The organism is Phenylobacterium sp., assembly GCF_016124325.1.
GTDB lineage: Bacteria > Pseudomonadota > Alphaproteobacteria > Caulobacterales > Caulobacteraceae > Phenylobacterium.
Genome location: NZ_WGNY01000014.1, coordinates 193,151 through 211,094 on the forward strand (window position 1 = coordinate 193,151; position 17,944 = coordinate 211,094).

Below are 17,944 nucleotides of genomic sequence, written 5' to 3' on the forward strand. Positions count from 1 at the left end.
GATTGCGCCCGCGCCGATCCGTGCAATCCGAGAAATCCGTGGTTCAACCCATCGCGGCTTCGCCGCAGGCGGCTTAATCGGCGGCGAGCCTGACCAGCACGGTTCCCTCGCTCACCTGGGCGCCCAACTCGGCCGTCAGTTCCTCGATCGTCCCGTCGAAGGGGGCGGCGAGCGCGTGCTCCATCTTCATGGCTTCCAGGGTCAGCAGGGCCTGGCCCTTGGCCACCTTGTCGCCGGCCTTCACCGCGACCCCGGTGATCTTGCCGGGCATGGGCGCGCGGATCTGGCCGTCGCCGGCGGTCTCGGCGTCGGCGACCGGCGGGTGGTCGCGGAAGACGAAGGCCTCGCCGCTCTCGAACACCACCACTTCCTCGTCGCTTTCCACATGGAGGCCGCGCGTGGGCTCCAGCGCCAGATCGGCTTCGACCGGCGCTTCGCCCAGGAACAGCCGCGTCGTGGTCACTGGCGGCGCGTTCAGGCGGAAGCCCTTCAGGTCGACCCACGGCGTGGGCTCGTACTCGCGGCGCTCCACCACCTCGCGGAACGCCCAGCCGGCGGTGGCCAGCGCCTCGGGCGAGGGCTCGGCCGGCGCGGTCAGGGTCTCCAGTTCGCGGCCGATCAAGCCCGTGTCGACGGCGCCGGCGATGAAGTCCGGGCTCTCCAGGCAGCGGACCAGGAACGCCGCGTTGGTCTTCACAGGGAAGACCTCCGTTTCGGCGCAGGCCTCGGCGAGGTCGGCGATCGCCTGCTCGCGGGTGGGCGCATGCGCGATCAGCTTGGCGATCATCGGATCGTAGAAGGGCGTGATCGTGTCGCCGGTGTCGACGCCGGCGTCGACCCGCACATTGCCGGGCAGGACGAAGGCTTCCAGCCGACCGGTCGAGGGCAGGAACCCGGTGGCCGGGTTCTCGGCGTAGAGGCGCGCCTCCACGGCGTGGCCGTTCAGCCGGATCTGACCCTGCGCGAGCGGCAGGGCCTCGCCGGCCGCCACGCGGAACTGCCACTCCACGAGGTCGAGGCCGGTCACCATCTCGGTGACGGGATGTTCCACCTGCAGGCGGGTGTTCATCTCCATGAACCAGATGCGGTCGCCACGCAGGCCCTCGCTGGCGTCGGCGATGAACTCCACGGTGCCTGCGCCCACATAGCCCACGGCCTTCGCCGCCTTGACGGCGGCCTCGGTGACGGCGGCGCGCGCCTGGTCCGACATACCGGGGGCCGGGGCCTCCTCGATCACCTTCTGGTGGCGGCGCTGCAGCGAGCAGTCGCGCTCGAACAGGTGGACGACGTCGCCGTGGCTGTCGCCGAACACCTGCACCTCGATGTGGCGCGGACGGGTGACGTAGGTCTCCAGCAGCACCCGGTCGTCGCCGAAGCTGGCCGCGGCCTCGCGCTTGGCGGCCGCCAGGGCCGCGGCGAACTCGGCCTCGGAGTCCACCCGGCGCATGCCCTTGCCGCCGCCGCCGGCCACGGCCTTGATCAGCACCGGATAGCCGATGCGCGCGGCCTCCCTGGCCAGGGTCGCCTCGGCCTGGTCCTCGCCCAGGTAGCCGGGCGTCACCGGCACGCCGGCTTTCTGCATTAGCGCCTTGGCGGCGTCCTTCAGGCCCATGGCGCGGATCGCCGCGGGCGGCGGGCCGATCCAGATCAGGCCCGCGGCGGCCACCGACTCGGCGAAGTCGGCGTTCTCGGAGAGGAAGCCGTAACCCGGATGGATCGCCTCGGCGCCGGCCGCCTTGGCCGCCGCGATGATCCTTTCGCCGACGAGGTAGCTTTCGCGGGCCGGGGCGGGGCCGATCAGCACGGCCTTGTCGGCCTCGCGCACATGGGCGGCGTCGCGGTCGGCCTCGGAGAACACGGCGACGGTCTCGATCCCCAGCCGGCGGGCGGTGGCGAAGACGCGGCGGGCGATCTCACCCCGGTTGGCGACGAGGACGGACTTGAGCATGGTCATCCGTCCTACATCCGGAACACGCCGAAGCGCGTCTCTGGGATTGGCGCGTTGAGGGAGGCCGAGATGGACAGCCCCAGCACGTCGCGGGTCTGGGCGGGGTCGATGACGCCGTCGTCCCACAGGCGCGCAGTGGCGAAGTAGGGGTTGCCCTCGTCCTCGTACATCTGGCGGACGGGCGCCTTGAAGGCCTCTTCTTCCTCCGGGCTCCACTTGCCGGCGTCGCGGTGGACGGTGGCCAGCACCGAGGCGGCCTGCTCGCCGCCCATCACGCTGATGCGGCTGTTGGGCCAGGTCCACAGGAAGCGCGGGGAATAGGCCCGGCCGCACATGCCGTAGTTGCCGGCGCCGAAGCTGCCGCCGATCAGGACCGTGAACTTGGGGACTTCGGCCGAGGCCACCGCCGTCACCAGCTTGGCGCCGTCCTTGGCGATGCCGCCGGCCTCGTAGCGGCCGCCGACCATGAAGCCCGAGATGTTCTGCAGGAACACCAGCGGGATCTTCCGCTTGCAGGCCAGCTCGATGAAGTGGGCGCCCTTCAGCGCGCTCTCCGAGAACAGCACGCCGTTGTTGGCCAGGATGGCGACGGGATAGCCCCAGATCCGCGCGAAGCCGCAGACCAGCGTCGTGCCGTAGAGCGCCTTGAACTCGTCGAAGCGCGAACCGTCGACGATGCGGGCGATCACCTCGCGCACCTCGTAGGGCGCGCGCACGTCCTGCGGCACGATCCCGTAGAGTTCGTCGGCGTCGTAGGCGGGCGGCTCGGCCTCGGCCAGCGTCAGGCCGTGGGTCTTGGTGGTGTTCAGGTTGGCGACGATGCGGCGCACGATGGCCAGCGCGTGCTCGTCGTTCTCGGCTACGTGGTCGACCACGCCCGACCGGCGGCCATGAGTGTCGGCGCCGCCCAGTTCTTCGGCCGAGATGACCTCGCCGGTGGCGGCCTTCACCAGCGGCGGACCGCCCAGGAAGATCGTGCCCTGGCCGCGGACGATCACCGTCTCGTCGCTCATCGCCGGGACGTAGGCGCCGCCGGCGGTGCAACTGCCCATGACGCAGGCGATCTGGGCGATCCCCTCGGCGCTCATGCGGGCCTGATTGAAGAAGATGCGCCCGAAGTGCTCGCGGTCGGGAAACACCTCGGCCTGGTGCGGCAGGTTCGCCCCGCCCGAGTCCACCAGGTAGACGCACGGCAGGCGGTTCTCCCGGGCGATCTCCTGGGCCCGCAGGTGCTTCTTCACGGTGATCGGGAAGTAGGCTCCGCCCTTCACCGTGGCGTCGTTGGCGACGATCATCACCTCGCGGCCCGAGACGCGGCCAACGCCGGTGATCACGCCTGCGGCCGGCGCCTCGTCGCCGTAGAGCCCGAAGGCGGCCAGCCCGCCCACCTCCAGGAACGGCGAGCCGGGGTCGAGCAGCCGCATCACCCGGTCGCGGGGCAGCAGCTTGCCGCGGGAGACGTGGCGCTGGCGGCTGGCCTCGGGCCCGCCCAGGGCGGCGCGGGCGGCGCGCTCGCGCAACTCCCCGACCAGGGCGCGGTTGACCTCGGCGTTGGCGGCGAAGGCGGCGGAGCCGGAATCGACCGCCGTCGGAAGTTTCCTCATGCCGCGCCCTAGGCCGTCTTTTCGATGGCGAGGTCAAGCTCAGCGATCATCGCCTCGCGCATGGCGAACTTCTGCACCTTCCCCGTAACGGTGGTGGGAAAACCTTCCACGAACCGGACATGGCGTGGAATCTTATAGTGGGCGATCTGGCCGCGGCAGAACTCCCGCACCGTCTCGGCCGAAAGATCCTCCCCCGCCTTCAGCACGATCCAGGCGCAAAGCTCCTCGCCGTATTTCGGATCGGGCACGCCGATCACCTGCACGTCCTGCACGGCCGGATGGCGGTAGAGGAACTCCTCGACCTCGCGCGGATAGATGTTCTCGCCGCCGCGGATCACCAGGTCCTTGATCCGCCCCACGATGTTGCAGAAACCGCCATCGTCGAGGGTGGCGAGGTCGCCGGTGTGCATCCAGCCGCCCGCGTCGATCGCCTCGGCGGTGCGTTCGGCGTCGTCCCAGTAGCCCAGCATCACCGAATAGCCGCGGGTGCAGAGTTCGCCCGGTTCGCCACGTGGAACGATGCGCCCGGCGTCGTCGACGATCTTCACCTCCAGGTGCGGCTGGATGCGGCCGACGGTGGAGACCCGCTGCTCGACGCTGTCGTCGGTCGCCGACTGGAAACTGACCGGGCTGGTCTCGGTCATGCCGTAGGCGATGGTCACCTCGGGCATGTGCATCTCGCCGATCACCCGGCGCATCACCTCGATGGGGCAGGGCGAGCCCGCCATGATCCCGGTGCGCAGGCTGGTCAGGTCGAAGCGGGCGAAGTCGGCATGGCCCAGGATGGCGATGAACATGGTGGGCACGCCGTAGAGCGCGGCGCAGCGTTCAGCCTCCACGGTCTCCAGCACCGCCAGGGGCTCGAACGCCTCGGATGGATAGACCATGGTCGCCGCATGGGTCAGGCAGCCCAGGTTGCCCATCACCATGCCGAAGCAGTGGTAGAGCGGCACGGGGATGCAGAGCTTCTCGCCGGCCGACAGCCCGATCGCCTCGCCGACGAAGAAGCCGTTGTTGACGATGTTGTGGTGGCTGAGCGTCGCACCCTTCGGGAAGCCGGTGGTGCCGCTGGTGAACTGGATGTTGATCGGGTCGTCGAACTGCAGCTCGCTGGTCAGCGCCTCCAGCCGGGCGCGCTCGGCTTCGCCTCCGGCCGCGGCCACCTCGTCGAACGCTAGGCAGTCGTCGTGGGGCTCGGGGCCGATGGTGATGATCCGCTCCAATAGCGGCAGGCGCCCCCCGCTTCTCAGTTCGCGCACCATGGCGAGGTACTCGCTGGTCTTGTGGCGCACGGCGGTGACCAGGGCGCGGCAGCCCACCTTGTTCAGCGCGTAGTCCGCCTCGGAGAGCCGATAGGCGGGATTTATGTTCACCAGCACCAGCCCCGCCTTGGCGGTGGCGAACTGGGTGATGGTCCACTCGGCGCAGTTGGGCGCCCAGACCCCGATCCGCTCGCCGGGCTGGAGGCCCAGAGCAATCAGGCCGGCGGCGAAGGCGTCGACGCGGGCCTTCAGCTCGGCATAGGTCCAGCGCACGCCCTGGTGACGAACGATCAGGGCCAGGGCGTCGGGGTGGGCCGCGCAGGTCTCGTCGAACAGCACGCCGATCGTCTTGCCGATCAGCGGCGTCGTGCTGGCCCCGTGCACGTAGCTCAATTGACTCACCCTGCGTCCTCCCGGGTGTTCTCGTTGACAGGGAGATGACCACCTTTGGCGGTCGATCTCCAGCCTTCCCCGTGGCACAGAGGCGCCGTGAACACCGAGACTTTCCCTGAGATCCGCGAGGCGGTGCGCAAGCTGTGCGCGCGCTTTCCCGGCCAGTACTGGCGCGAGCTGGACCGCGAGCGGGCTTATCCCACCGCCTTCGTCCAGGCCCTGACCGAGGCGGGCTTCCTGTCGGTGCTGATTCCGGAGGAGTTCGGCGGCTCGGGCCTCGGCCTGGGCGCGGCGACCGCGGTGCTGGAGGAGATCCACCGCTCGGGCTGCAACGGCGGCGCCTGCCACGCCCAGATGTACACCATGGGCACGGTGCTGCGGCATGGCACGCCCGCCCAGAAGGAAGCCTACCTGCCCAAGGTGGCCTCGGGCGAACTGCGCCTGCAGGCCTTCGGCGTCACCGAACCCGACGCGGGCACCGACACCACCCGCATCACCACCTTCGCGAAGAAGGTCGGCGACAAGTACGTCGTGAACGGCCGCAAGCTGTGGATCAGCCGGGCCGAGCACTCCGACCTGATGGTGCTCCTCTGCCGGACCAGCCCGCGCGACGAAGCGAAGACGTCCGCCGGCATGAGCGTCCTGCTCGTCGACATGCGCGAGGCCGTCGGCAGGGGCCTGACCATCCGGCCCGTGCGCACCATGCTGAACCACGCCACCACCGAGCTGACCTTCGACGACCTGGAGGTCCCGGCCGAGAACCTGGTCGGCGAGGAGGGCAAAGGCTTCCGCTACATCCTCGACGGCATGAACGCCGAGCGCATCCTGATCGCCTCGGAGTGCATCGGCGACGCGCGCTTCTTCATCGATCGGGCCAGCCAGTACGCCAAGGACCGCGTCGTGTTCGGCCGCCCGATCGGCGAGAACCAGGGCGTCCAATTTCCGTTGGCCCGGGCCTATGTCCAGATGACCCAGGCGAGCCTGATGGTCGATCGCGCCGCGTCGCTGTTCGAGGCGGGCGAGCCGTGCGGCACCGAGGCCAACATGGCCAAGCTCACGGCCTCGGAGGCCAGTTGGTTCGCCGCCGACATGTGCCTGCAGACCCACGGCGGCTTCGGCTTCGCCGAGGAGTACGACATCGAGCGCAAGTTCCGCGAGACGCGGCTCTACCAGGTGGCGCCGATCTCCACGAACCTGATCCTCAGCCACGTCGCCACCCACGTGCTGGGCCAGCCCAAGAGCTTCTGATGATCTACGAGACCATCAAGGTGACCGAGCCGACCGCCGGCCTCGTCGTCATCGCCTTCAACCGGCCGCAAGTGGCCAATGCGCTCTCCACCCAGATGGGCCGCGACCTGCTGGACGTGTGGAGCAAGCTCAGAGCCGACGAGGCGCTGCGCTGCGTGATCCTGCGTGGCGAGGGCAAGCACTTCCAGGCCGGGGCCGACCTCAAGGAACGCAACGGCATGAGCGACGAGGCCTGGGCCGAGCAGCATCGGCTGTTCGAGGCCATGATCCGCGCCCAGCTCGCCTGTCCGGTCCCGGTGATCGCGGCCGTCCAGGGCGCGGCCATGGGCGGGGGCTGCGAGATGACCCTGGCCTGCGACTTCGCCTACGCCGCCGAGGGCGCGCGGTTCGGCCTGCCCGAGGCGGGCCTGGGCATCCTGCCGGGCCTGGGCGGAACCCAGCTGCTCACCCGTGCGGTCGGACCCCGCCGGGCCATCGAACTCCTGACCACAGCGGCGCCCTTCAGCGCCGAGCAGGCCCGCGACTGGGGCCTCGTCAGCGACGTCGTTGCGCCCGAACGGCTGATGGACACGGTGACCGCCGTCGCCGCCCAGATCGCCAGCCGGGCGCCGCTCTCGGTGCGCGGGGCCAAGCGCGTGGTCCACGGCGGCCTGGACCTGGAGCTGAAGCAGGCGATGGACCTGGAGCTCACGGTCTACAATCACCTGTTCACCACCGAGGACCGCCGCGAGGGCGTCGCCAGCTTCAACGAGAAGCGGACGCCGGCGTTCGAGGGCCGGTAGGCGCTCAGCCGCCCTGGGCCGCGAGCCCGGCCATCAGGTTCGTCTCGGTGCGTTCGAGCGGCGGATTGGCCGCGCCGGCGCGCAGCGCCTGCAGGTCGTCGCGCGACAGTAGCCGCCCGTCGGCCACCACCGCGTCCGGCGACCCCGCCAGGGTTGCGTCGGACAGCGGATCGCCGTCCACCAGGATCAGGTCCGCGCGATAGCCTGGCGCGACGCGCCCCACGCGGTCGCTCTCGTGCAGCGCCCGAGCGGGGTTCCAGGTGGCGGCCTGCAGCGCCTGGTAGGGCGTGAGCCCGGACTCGGTCAGCAGACGCAACTCGGTGATTTCGGAATCGCCGGGGACGTTGCTGAAGATGCCGGCGTCGGTGCCGGTGACCATCAGGACGCCCTCTTCCTGGAAGATCTTGGTCGCGCGCTTGTAGAAGTCCATGTAGCGCCGCGCCGAGGCCACGTCCTCGTTGGACCAGCGATCGTACTCGGCCTTCAGCATCGGCACGATGAAGGGGTTCAGCAGCTCCACGCCCGGACGGTGCAGATATTCGCCCTTGGTCTCGGCCGCCCGCATCAGGCCGTAGAAGGCGAGCAGGGTCGGGTCGACCGGAACGCCCGCCGCGGCGATCTCCTTGGCGAGGGCGCGGGCCTTGTCCTCATCGAGCTCATTGCGCAGGCCGTGCCAGACGACCGATTCCATGTGCTCCATGGTCACGTAGTGATCGTCGAGCAGTTCCTCGAACTTGATGTTGAAGGGTTTGTCGCGCGGCATGCCGGGTTCGCGGACGCCTTCGACGGGATGGCCCATGATGGTCATGCCCAGCTGCTGGGCCTCCTCCCGGATCGCGTCGTAGGCCCCGCGCGAGAGGTTCGAATAGACCTTCAGCCGCCGGAACCCCATGGCGTACTGCTTCCGCACCGCCTTGCGGGCCTCCTCGGGCGTGTCGACGAGCATGTGGTTGATCTGCTCGTTCGGCCCGTGGCCGTTCAGGATCGGGCCGGTGGTGATCAGCCGCGGTCCGATCAGGTCCCCGGCCGCGATCCGGTCGCGGATCGCCAGGTGGAACGGCATGCCCGATGCGTTGCGGATGGTGGTGATCCCGCGCGCCAGATAGCCGCCGAGTTCGGCCTCGTCCCAGATGTGGACGTGCATGTCCACGAGGCCGGGCATCAGGGTCCGGCCACGGCCTTCCACGACGGTGGCGCCGGCCGGCGCAGCCACCTCCTCCCCCATTGCGGCGACCAGGCCATCGCGCACCAGAACCGACATGTGTTCGCGAACCGTGGGCTCCGACCCGCTGAAGTCGACCACGCGCGCGTCGCGGATGAGCAGGGGGGGCGCGGGCTCGGCCTGCGCGGTCGACAGGACGCCGAGGGCGAATGCTGCGCCGGCGGCGAAGCGCGCGAGCGCTCGCTTGAGACAGGACCTTCCGGCCCGATGAGATTGTATCATGCCACGAGCTTAACCGTTCGGGCGGCGAAGCAAAACCGGCGTTCGCACGAAACCGCGTCGCACTTTTCCTCGACCCGCTCTAGCTTCGCCGCATGCGAATGCCCGCGCCCGACGAGACGCTGATTGCCCGCAAGGCCGAGATCTTGCGGGCGCTGAAGCGTATCGTTCCCGGGGAGGGCGTGGTCGCCGAGCCCGCCGAACTGGTCCCGTTCGAGAGCGACGGGCTTTCGGCCTACCGCCAGACGCCGCTGGCCGTCGTCCTGCCCGACACAACGGCCCAGGTCAGCGAGATCCTGAGGTGGTGCCAGGCCAACGGGGTCAAGGTGGTGCCGCGCGGGGCCGGCACGTCGCTTTCGGGCGGGGCGCTGCCGCTGGCCGACGGCGTGGTCCTGGGCCTGTCGAAGTTCAACCGGGTGCTGGAGGTGGACTACGCCAACCGCTGCGCGGTGGTTCAGCCGGGTGTCACCAACCTGGGGATCACCGCGGCCGTCGAAGCGGCGGGCTTCTATTACGCCCCCGATCCTTCCAGCCAGATCGCCTGCACCATCGGCGGCAACGTCGCCGAGAATTCGGGCGGGGTGCACTGCCTGAAGCACGGCCTGACCACCAACAATCTGCTCGGCTGCGAACTGGTGCTGATGACCGGCGAGATCGTGCGCCTGGGCGGCAAGGCCTTCGACGCGGACGGCTATGATCTCCTGGGCCTCGTCACCGGATCCGAGGGCCTGCTGGGCGTGGTGACCGAGGTCACGGTCCGCATCCTGCCCAAGCCGGAGATGGCGCGCGCGCTCCTGCTGGGCTTCCCTTCGGTGGAGGCCGCCGGCGCCACGGTCGGCGACATCATCGCCGCAGGGATCATCCCGGCGGGGCTGGAGATGATGGACAATCCGGCGATCCGCGCGGCCGAGGCGTTCGTCCATGCGGGCTATCCCGTCGAGGCCGAAGCCCTGCTGATCGTCGAACTGGACGGGCCGGAAGCGGAATGCGCCGAACTGGCGGGCCACGTCCGCGCGCTCGCCGCACAGCGCGGCGCCGACTTCGTGAAGGTGTCGGCCGACGAGGCCGAGCGGCTGTCGTTCTGGGCTGGGCGCAAGGCGGCCTTCCCGGCCGTGGGCCGCATCGCGCCGGACTACTACTGCATGGACGGCACCATCCCCCGTGGGAAGCTGCCGCAGGTGCTGACCCGGATCAACGATCTGGCCCGCGAATATGGGCTGGGCGTGGCCAACGTCTTCCATGCCGGCGACGGCAACCTTCACCCGTTGATCCTCTACGACGCCGAGAAGCCGGGCGAACTGGAGAGGGCCGAAGCCTTCGGCGCCGACATCCTCAAGCTCTGCGTGGCCGTGGGCGGGGTGCTGACCGGCGAGCACGGCGTGGGCGTGGAGAAGCGCGATCTGATGGGCGAGATGTTCGACGCCACCGACCTCGCCTGCCAGCAGCGGGTGAAGTGCGCGTTCGACCCCGGCCTGCTGCTCAATCCCGGCAAGGTCTTCCCCACGCTGCATCGCTGCGCCGAACTGGGCCGCATGCACGTGAAAGGCGGCAAGCTGGCGTTCCCGGAGCTGCCGCGATTCTGATGCTGGACGAGGCGATCCGCCCTCTGGAGCCCGCGAGCGCCGACGAGATCGTCGCCGCCATCGCCGAGGCCGGCGCGGCCGCGCGCCGCATCGAGGTGGTGGGCGGGGCCACCAAGCGGTCCGTCGGATCGACCGAGCCCGTCGACGTCGTGCTCTCCACGCAGCGGCTGGACCGCATTGTCGACTACTCGCCCGACGAACTCACCCTGACGGCCCAGGCCGGGGCGCGGATCGCCGACCTTGAGCGGCTGGTCGCGGGGCATGGGCAGATGCTGGCGTTCGAGCCGCCTCGCTGGACGCGGCTCCTGTCGGCGCGGGGCGAACCCACCCTGGGCGGGGTGATCTCGGCGAACCTGTCGGGCCCGCGCCGCATCCGCGCCGGCGCCGCGCGCGACCACTTCCTGGGCTTCGAGGGCGTCTCCGGTCGGGGCGAGCGGTTCAAGGCCGGCGGGCGGGTGGTGAAGAACGTCACCGGCTACGACCTGATGAAGCTGATGGCCGGGTCGTGGGGCACGCTGGCGATCCTCACAGAGCTCACGATCAAGGTGCTGCCGGCGGCGCGGGCCGAGACCACCCTGCTGCTCTTCGGCCTGGCCGACGTGCGCGCGCACGAGGCGATGCAGGCGGCCATGAACGGCTCGTTCGAGGTCTCGGGCGCGGCGCACCTACCGGGCTTCGCGGCCCACGCCCCACCGCTGAAGGCCGAGTCGGCGGTCACGGCGTTGCGCCTCGAAGGGTTCGAAGGCTCGGTCGCCGCACGTGCGGACGCCCTGACCACGACGCTCAGCGGCTTTGGCCGGATCGACCGGCTGGACGGCGACCATAGCCGCGAGTTCTGGATCCAGGTGCGCGAGGTCGAGGCGCTCGCCGGCGATCCCCGACCGCTCTGGCGCCTCCTGCTGCCGCCGGCCGCAGGCTGGCGCGGACCCCATGGCCTGCCGGGTGACGCCCTCTACGACTGGGCCGGCGGCCTGGCCTGGCTGGCGAGCGAGGAGCCCGCCGAGAAGGTGCGCCGCGTCGTCCGCGACCTGGGCGGCCACGCCGTCTGCCTGCGGGGCGGCGACGCCTTCGGCCCGCGCGAAGGCCCGCTGGCTGGGCTCCAGGCGCGGGTCAAGGCCGCCTTCGACCCCCTGGGCGTGCTCAACCCCGGCCGCATGGAGGCGACGCCGTGAGGACCGCCTTCACGCCCGAACAGCTCGCCGACCCTGAGGTGGCCGACAGCGAGGCCGCCATCCGCAAATGCGTCCACTGCGGCTTCTGCACGGCGACCTGTCCCACCTACGTCCTGCTCGGCGACGAGCGCGACAGCCCCCGTGGCCGCATCGAGCTGATCCGCGACATGCTGGAGAAGGGCGGCGCGCCGCCGCCCGGCACGGTGACGCACGTCGACCGCTGCCTGTCGTGCCTGGCCTGCACCACCACCTGCCCGTCCGGCGTGGACTACGCCCAGCTCATCGACCACGCCCGCGCCCATATCGAGGAGCATCACGTCAGGCCCTGGCCCGAGCGCCTGCTGCGGGCCGCGCTGGCGGCGATCCTGCCTCACCGGCGGCGGCTGGCGGCGGCGCTGTCCCTGGGCCGGCTCGCCCGGCCGCTGGAGCCGCTGCTGCGCGGTCTGAAGCTGGCGCCCCTGGCGGCCATGCTGCGCCTGGTCCCGCCGCGCGCCGGGGCGGCCCCTGCCGCGCCGCCGGCGCCCCAAGGCGCCACGCGAGGCCGGGTGATCCTGTTGCAGGGCTGCGTGGAGCCCGTGGCCGCGCCGGAGGTCCGGGCCGCGGCCATGCGCCTGCTCGTCCGCGCCGGCTTCGAGGTGGTCCTGGCCGAAGGCGAGGGATGCTGCGGGGCGCTCTCCGAGCACCTGGGCCGCCGCGGCGAGGCCCAGGCCATGGCGCGGGCCAACCTCGCCGCCTGGGAGCGCGCCGGCGAGGCCGTCGCCATCGTCGCCACCGCCGCGGGCTGTGGAACCATGCTCAAGGGCTACGGCGGCCTGCTCGGTCCGCCGGGCGCCGCCGCCGCCGGACAGGCCCGCGACATCCTGGAGTTCATCGCCGAGGTCGGCCTGCCGCCGGTGACGCTCGCGCCGGGGCTCGCCGTGGCCTATCACGCCGCCTGCTCGCTGCAGCACGGACAGCAGATCAAGACCGCGCCCCCGCGCCTGCTGGCCCAGGCCGGGTTCGAGGTGCGGCCGGTCTCCGAGGGCCATCTCTGCTGCGGCTCGGCCGGGGTCTACAACATCCTGCAGCCCGAACTCGCCACCCGCCTTCGTGACCGCAAGGCCGCCAATATCGCGGCGACGAAGGCCGTGGTCGTCGCGGCCGGGAACGTCGGTTGCATGGCTCAGCTCGCGCCGGTTCTGGACCAGCCGGTGGTCCATCCGGTGGAGCTTCTCGACTGGGCGACGGGCGGGCCCCGGCCGGTTGCGCTCGTTCGCCTGTCGGGGGAGCAACTCAGGGCTGCTACTTAGGCGTCCGTACCGGATTGGTCGCGGTGCGAAGTTAAGTCAGGCTTCTCCACGGCAAGGAGAATCCGCCGTGTTCAACATCGAACTGCAGCCCGAAGTGTTCCTGACAGCATTTGGCGCCTACGGCCTGATCCTGGTGGCGACGCTGATCTGGACCCGCGGCCGCTTCGGTTCAGGCGGCCTCGACGAAGCCCGGCCAGGTGGACATGTACTTCACGAAGGCGGGACCGAGGCCCTCGTTCGCCAGATACTCGGCGGTGACGGGCAAAGCCACCGGCTTGAACGCCGGATCGCGGGCGCGTTCCGCAAAGTCGTGGTGCAGGATCGCCGCGCGGCCGATGAGGACGTAGTCCGCACCCTCGCGGAGCATCTGTGAGGCGATCGCGGGGGTCGTGATCTTGCCGGCCACGCCGAGGCGCACGTCGCCGCGCTCGAGTTCGGTGAAATAGGACATCAGCGAGCGGCCCTTGAAGGCCTCCTCGACCGGTTCCTTGAAGACGTCCCACAGCGACATGTCGAGGTAGTCGATTCGACCGTCGCGCATCACGGCCTGGGCGACGTCGCGGATTTCGGCCAGCTTCAGCCCGAACCGCTCGGGCGACAGGCGCAGGCCAAGCTGGAAGTTCTTGCGGCAGCGCGAGCGCACGCCGTCGATGATCTCGAAGATGATCCGCGAGCGGTTCTCGAGCGAACCGCCGTAGCGGTCCTTGCGCTTGTTGATCTCGGGCGAGAGGAACTGCGCCAGCACATAGCCGTGGGCGCCGTGGATCTCGACCCCGTCGAAGCCCGCCTTCTCGGCGCGGACGGCGGCGGAGACGAAGTCCTCGATCAGTTGCTCCACCTCGCCGGTGGAAAGGCCGCGCGAACCGGTCTCCGGGTCGTCGGACGGACAGACCGGCTGGCCCACGATGTCCTTCGGCGAGCGGTTGCCGGCATGGTGCATCTGCAGGGCCGAGACGCTGCCCGCGGCCTTGATCGCCGCCGCCAGCCGCGTGAGCCCCGGGAGATGCTGGTCGCCGAAGACGCCGAGTTGCCCCGGGAACCCCTGGCCCACCGCCTGCACATGGGCCGCGCAGGTCATGGTCAGGCCGAACCCGCCCTTGGCCCGCAGGGTCAGCCAGTTGAACTCGTCGTCCGACAGCGTGCCGTCGGGATGGCTCTGCAGGTTGGTGAGCGGCGCCAGCATGAAACGGTTCTTCATGGCGGGGCCGTGCATGAGGGTCATCGGCGAGAACAGGTCGGCCAAGGGCGGTCTCCAGGAAGCGTGACCGCAGCGATAGCCGGCTTCCGCGGCGTCGGGCAACGCCGGGAATCTGCGGGCGCGCTCAGCGGTCGCCGGCTGATCCCGTGCTGGCCGGCATGGCCTTGATCCAGGCCCGGATCAGGGCGACCCCCTCCTCGTGCGTCATCGAGCGGCCCAGCTCGGGCATCATCACGCCGGGCTCGGTCGAGGCCATGCGGTAGGCCAGGATCGAGTCGTCGGGGCGGCCGGGCACGATGTCGTCCTTGAGGTCGCCCGATCCGCGGCCGGCGGCGACTGGATGCTTGCCGACGCCCCAGGTCACGGGATTCCGCTCCTCCAGGTCGAGGAACAGGCCCGAGTTGCTCGCCACGCCCCGGGCGTTGTGACAGTGGGCGCAATTGCCGTCGAGGTAAGCCCGCGCGCGCGCGTCCAGCGGCTCGGCCGGATCGTCCCAGCGCGGCGTGCGCGGCGCGTCGGCCGGCTTCGGCGCCCCGGCCAGCAGGCCCAGGCGGGTCCAGTGGACGAGCTGGTTCTCGCCCGCTCCGGCGTAGGCGTAGTCGCCGTTGAGGTTCCGCGCCTTGGGCCCGATCGGCGAGATCGCCTTGTCGAGCTGGTGGCACTCCTTGCACTGGTTCTGGTTGGGCACGGCGTAGTCGATGGTCAGCGGCTTGCCGTGCTCGTCGATGACCGACACCTCCATCCGCGCGCCGGCCCGCTTCAGCACCGCCTCGCTCTGGTCGGCGTTCCAGACATAGGCCTGGGCCGTCCAGCCTTCCGGCTTGTGGATCAGCACCCGGGTCTCGATGAAGCGCACCTTCTCGCCCGGCCGGCGGAGGTCGGCCGGATAGGCGAAGGTCTTGATGAGCGCCGCACCCACGGGCAGGTCCAGAACGCCCTCAGCCCGGTAGCGCGCCTGGGTTCCGGGCGGCAGGTAGGCGAAGCGGTGCTTCTCGGCGTAGTCGGTGAACAGCGGCGTGTTCAGGGCGTAGGGCGTCACCCGCGCGTTGGGGTGGCGGGCCCCGGCGTCGGTGAAGAGGCGGTAGTCGGACAGCTTCGGCGCCGGCCCGTCGGCCATCAGCGCCGCCTGGGACACGCCCGGCGGCGCGGGCGCCGCGCCCAGCAGCAGGAGGCCGGTGAGGCCGGCCGCCAAGGTCCGAATACGCATCATCCGACTTCGTACGCTCACGACCCCAGGTCAGACTGCGCCTTGGGCAGGATCACGGCGGCCGGCTCGGCCACCTGGGCGTCGCCGACGGTCTGGGCCACCTGCGGCTTCGCCTTGTCCAGCGCGCCGGGCGCGGGAAGGTTGAGGTTGAGCACCGGGCCGTCGCTCAGGCGCACGCGCGCCACCTCGGGCGAGCCGGCGAAGGTGGTGACCCCGTCCCACATCACCGGCGGGATCTGGCCGCCCATCATCTTGGCCAGGGCCTCGCCGCCGTCGAACTGCGGGTTCCAGGCGTTGCGGCCGATCTTGTTGTCGCGCACCACGATGTCGCGCGGCAGGGGGTTGTAGGTCTTGTCGTCGAACTTCTGCGTGTAGCTGACCAGCATCACCGCGGCGGTCTGGTTGCCGTCGATCGTGTTGCCGAACACGTGGACGTCGCGGTTGGCCATCACCATCACGCCGGTGCCGGTGGGCACGCCGGCCACGATGTTGCCCTTGGGCGCGAAGTTCTGGGTGTCGTTGTTCACGACCTGGTTGTTGAACACCCGCGTCGAGTGCCCGCCCATCTGCGGCAGGTTCGGCAGGTCGAACACCAGGATGCCGCCGGCGTTGTGGGTCGAGACGTTGTCGAAGACGTCGGCGTTCATCGAGTTCTCGATCTCGATCCCGGCGACGTTGAATTCGGCCCGGCTGTTCTTGACGATGATGTTCTTCGACTGGCCGACGTAGATGCCGGCGTCCGAGGCGCCCTTCACCGTCACCTTGTCGATCAGCACGTTGGTGGACGAGACGGGATAGACCCCGTAGGCGCCGTTGGTCTCCTTGGGCCCGCCGGTCCACTCGACCCGCAGGTTCACGAAGCTGATCTGGTCGGAGCCCTTGGACTTCACCCCGTCGCCGCGGGTGTCCTCGACCGCGAGGTCGCGGATCGTCACCTGGTTCGAGGTGATGAGCAGGCCCTCCCCGGCGCCCTTCTGCCCTTTGAACGACAGGATGGTGGCCTCAGGCCCGGCGCCTTTCACCGTGACGTTGGCCACATCGAGCGACAGGCCGTCGATGAGGTCGTAGCGTCCCGCGCCCAGCTCGACCACGTCGCCGGGCTTGGCGTCGAGCAGCGCGGTCTGCAGCCGTTCCTGCGCATCGGCGCCCGGCGCGACGGTCAGGGTCTTGGCGTAGGCGCTCCCGCTCAGCACCGTGGCGGCCAGCAGCGCCGTGGCGTACCTGATCATCTTCACACCTCCCGTATCGTCCTGCCGGCATCATGACGCGCCGTTCAACTTCGTAGGTGGCGCAGGTCAGCGCCGCAAGGCAACCCCAAAGGGCCACAAAAGCATGCAGACCCGGATCATACGCTTCGGTGCGGAATGCGCGAACGTCCTCGACCGCGTCGCCATCGACGTGTTCGACGAGGCGATAGATCCGGCGCGGGTCGCGGCCTATCTCGCCGAGCCCGGGCATCTGATGGTGGTCGCCGTTAGCGATGGCGAGGTCGTGGGCCAGGCGCGCGGCATGGTGCACCGCCACCCCGACAAGAAGACCGAACTCTACATCGACAATCTCGGCGTGACTCCGTCACGGCGGCGCGAGCGGCTGGCGACGCACCTGCTCGACGACCTCGTCGCGTGGGGCCGGAGCCTGGGCTGCGAGGAAGCGTGGGTCGGAACCGAGGTCGACAACGGCCCGGCGCGCGCGCTGTACGAACGTCGCGGCTCCCAGGCCGAGACGTTCGTCATGTACGTCTACGAGTTGGCGGACACGTAGGCGTCGATGGCCGCCACGTGTCGCTCGGCCACTTCCGGGGGCAGGAACGAGCCGGTGAAGCTGTTCTTGGCCAGGGTCACGAGGTCGTCGCGCGAGAGCGACAGCGCCTCGGTGATCTGGGTGAAGTTCTCGCCCACATAGCCGCCGAAATAGGCCGGATCGTCCGAATTGACCGTGGGCTTGAGGCCCAGTTCCAGCATCCGTTTCAGGGGGTGAAGCTTCAGGTCGCTCACGCCGCAGAGCTTGAGGTTCGAGAGCGGGCAGACCGTCAGCGTCATGCCCTCCGAGGCCAGCCGCGCCACCAGCCTGTCGTCCTCCAGCGCCCGGTTGCCGTGGTCGATGCGGTCGACGTGCAGCAGGTCCAGCGCCTCCCAGACATATTCGGGCGGCCCTTCCTCGCCGGCGTGGGCGACGCGCTTCAGGCCGCGTTCGCCGGCGGCGGCGAAGACGCGGGCGAACTTTGAGGGCGGATGGCCCACCTCTGAGGAATCCAGTCCCACGCCCACGATGCGGTCGAGGTAGGATTCGGCCATCCTCAGGGTGGCGAAGGCGGCGTCCTCGTCGAGATGGCGCAGGAAACACAGGATCAGGCTGGAGGTGACGCCCAGGTCTCGTTCGGCCTCAGCCATGCCCGCCAGCAGGCCGTCGGCCGCGACGGAGAAGGGAAGTCCGCGGTCGGTGTGGGTCTGGGGATCGAAGAACAGCTCGACGTGGCGGCAGCCGTCGGCCGCGACGCGCCGGAAATAGGCCATCGCCAGATCGCGGAAGTCGTCTTCCGTCATCAGCACGCCGGCGCCCTGGTAGTAGATGTCGAGGAAGTCCTGCAGGTTTCCGAAGGCGTAGGCGGCGCGCACCTCCTCGACGGTCCGAAAGGGCAGGGCGACGCCGTTGCGCCGACCGAACTCGAACATCTGCTCGGGCTCCAGGCTGCCTTCGATATGCAGGTGCAGTTCGGCCTTCGGCAGGCCACGGGCGAATTGGGTGAGGTCGGTCATGGCCGCGACCTTCCCGCGATCCGGGCGCGGGTCAAGGCTTGCGGCGCGTCGGGGCTGGTCT

The 17,944-nt window shown here is 70.1% G+C and carries 14 protein-coding genes; 6 read left to right on the forward strand and 8 right to left on the reverse strand.

Annotation, left to right across the window (positions count from 1 at the left end; translation table 11 throughout):
* Positions 1-73 precede the first annotated feature (73 nt).
* From GC203_RS07900 to GC203_RS07910, 3 genes are read right to left on the reverse strand one after another with little or no spacing between them, the layout of a single operon-like run.
* Positions 74-1,948, reverse strand: coding sequence for a biotin carboxylase N-terminal domain-containing protein (locus tag GC203_RS07900; RefSeq protein ID WP_293453097.1), 1,875 nt, complete (start codon positions 1,946-1,948; stop codon positions 74-76).
* 11 nt (positions 1,949-1,959) lie between these two features.
* Positions 1,960-3,552, reverse strand: coding sequence for a carboxyl transferase domain-containing protein (locus GC203_RS07905; protein ID WP_293453098.1), 1,593 nt, complete (start codon positions 3,550-3,552; stop codon positions 1,960-1,962).
* Positions 3,553-3,560: 8 nt separating this feature from the next.
* Positions 3,561-5,216: an AMP-binding protein gene (locus GC203_RS07910; protein ID WP_293453099.1), complete on the reverse strand. Its 1,656-nt coding sequence runs from the start codon at positions 5,214-5,216 to the stop codon at positions 3,561-3,563.
* A gap of 87 nt (positions 5,217-5,303) precedes the next feature.
* On the opposite strand from GC203_RS07910, the gene GC203_RS07915 reads away from it, so the two are divergent.
* Together GC203_RS07915 and GC203_RS07920 are read left to right on the forward strand one after the other, a co-directional pair.
* Complete coding sequence (locus tag GC203_RS07915) at positions 5,304-6,455, forward strand: acyl-CoA dehydrogenase family protein (RefSeq protein ID WP_293453100.1); 1,152 nt, start codon at positions 5,304-5,306, stop codon at positions 6,453-6,455.
* Positions 6,455-7,237 (forward strand): enoyl-CoA hydratase-related protein, encoded by a 783-nt coding sequence (locus GC203_RS07920; protein WP_293453101.1) that lies wholly within the window; start codon positions 6,455-6,457, stop codon positions 7,235-7,237. The genes GC203_RS07915 and GC203_RS07920 overlap by 1 nt, the downstream gene beginning before the upstream one ends.
* A 4-nt stretch (positions 7,238-7,241) precedes the next feature.
* Here the strand turns inward: GC203_RS07920 and GC203_RS07925 are convergent, their stop codons facing one another.
* On the reverse strand, positions 7,242-8,498 hold the full coding sequence (locus GC203_RS07925) for an amidohydrolase family protein (RefSeq protein ID WP_293453103.1): 1,257 nt from the start codon (positions 8,496-8,498) through the stop codon (positions 7,242-7,244).
* A gap of 275 nt (positions 8,499-8,773) precedes the next feature.
* Here GC203_RS07925 and GC203_RS07930 point away from each other — a divergent pair, with 275 nt between their 5' ends.
* The 3 genes from GC203_RS07930 to glcF are packed head-to-tail and all read left to right on the forward strand — an operon-like array spanning position 8,774 to position 12,722.
* Positions 8,774-10,261, forward strand: a complete 1,488-nt coding sequence (locus tag GC203_RS07930; RefSeq protein ID WP_293453105.1) for an FAD-linked oxidase C-terminal domain-containing protein — start codon at positions 8,774-8,776, stop codon at positions 10,259-10,261.
* Positions 10,261-11,433, forward strand: a complete 1,173-nt coding sequence (locus tag GC203_RS07935) for an FAD-binding protein (RefSeq protein WP_293453106.1) — start codon at positions 10,261-10,263, stop codon at positions 11,431-11,433. The genes GC203_RS07930 and GC203_RS07935 overlap by 1 nt, the downstream gene beginning before the upstream one ends.
* Positions 11,430-12,722, forward strand: coding sequence for a glycolate oxidase subunit GlcF (gene glcF / locus GC203_RS07940; RefSeq protein ID WP_293453107.1), 1,293 nt, complete (start codon positions 11,430-11,432; stop codon positions 12,720-12,722). The genes GC203_RS07935 and glcF overlap by 4 nt, the downstream gene beginning before the upstream one ends.
* 169 nt (positions 12,723-12,891) lie before the next feature.
* Here the strand turns inward: glcF and GC203_RS07945 are convergent, their stop codons facing one another.
* The 3 genes from GC203_RS07945 to GC203_RS07955 form a co-directional block, all read right to left on the reverse strand.
* A complete protein-coding gene (locus tag GC203_RS07945) occupies positions 12,892-13,965 on the reverse strand; it encodes an NADH:flavin oxidoreductase (RefSeq protein ID WP_293453108.1) in 1,074 nt (357 codons plus the stop codon).
* A gap of 79 nt (positions 13,966-14,044) precedes the next feature.
* Positions 14,045-15,127, reverse strand: coding sequence for an SO2930 family diheme c-type cytochrome (locus tag GC203_RS07950; RefSeq protein WP_293453109.1), 1,083 nt, complete (start codon positions 15,125-15,127; stop codon positions 14,045-14,047).
* 17 nt (positions 15,128-15,144) lie between these two features.
* Positions 15,145-16,356 (reverse strand): parallel beta-helix domain-containing protein, encoded by a 1,212-nt coding sequence (locus tag GC203_RS07955; RefSeq protein ID WP_293453111.1) that lies wholly within the window; start codon positions 16,354-16,356, stop codon positions 15,145-15,147.
* Between GC203_RS07955 and GC203_RS07960 the strand changes: the two genes are divergently transcribed.
* Positions 16,340-16,888, forward strand: a complete 549-nt coding sequence (locus GC203_RS07960; protein ID WP_293453113.1) for a GNAT family N-acetyltransferase — start codon at positions 16,340-16,342, stop codon at positions 16,886-16,888. The genes GC203_RS07955 and GC203_RS07960 overlap by 17 nt on opposite strands.
* Here GC203_RS07960 and GC203_RS07965 read toward each other — a convergent pair.
* Positions 16,867-17,883, reverse strand: coding sequence for an adenosine deaminase (locus tag GC203_RS07965; protein ID WP_293453115.1), 1,017 nt, complete (start codon positions 17,881-17,883; stop codon positions 16,867-16,869). The genes GC203_RS07960 and GC203_RS07965 overlap by 22 nt on opposite strands.
* Positions 17,884-17,944 lie beyond the last annotated feature (61 nt).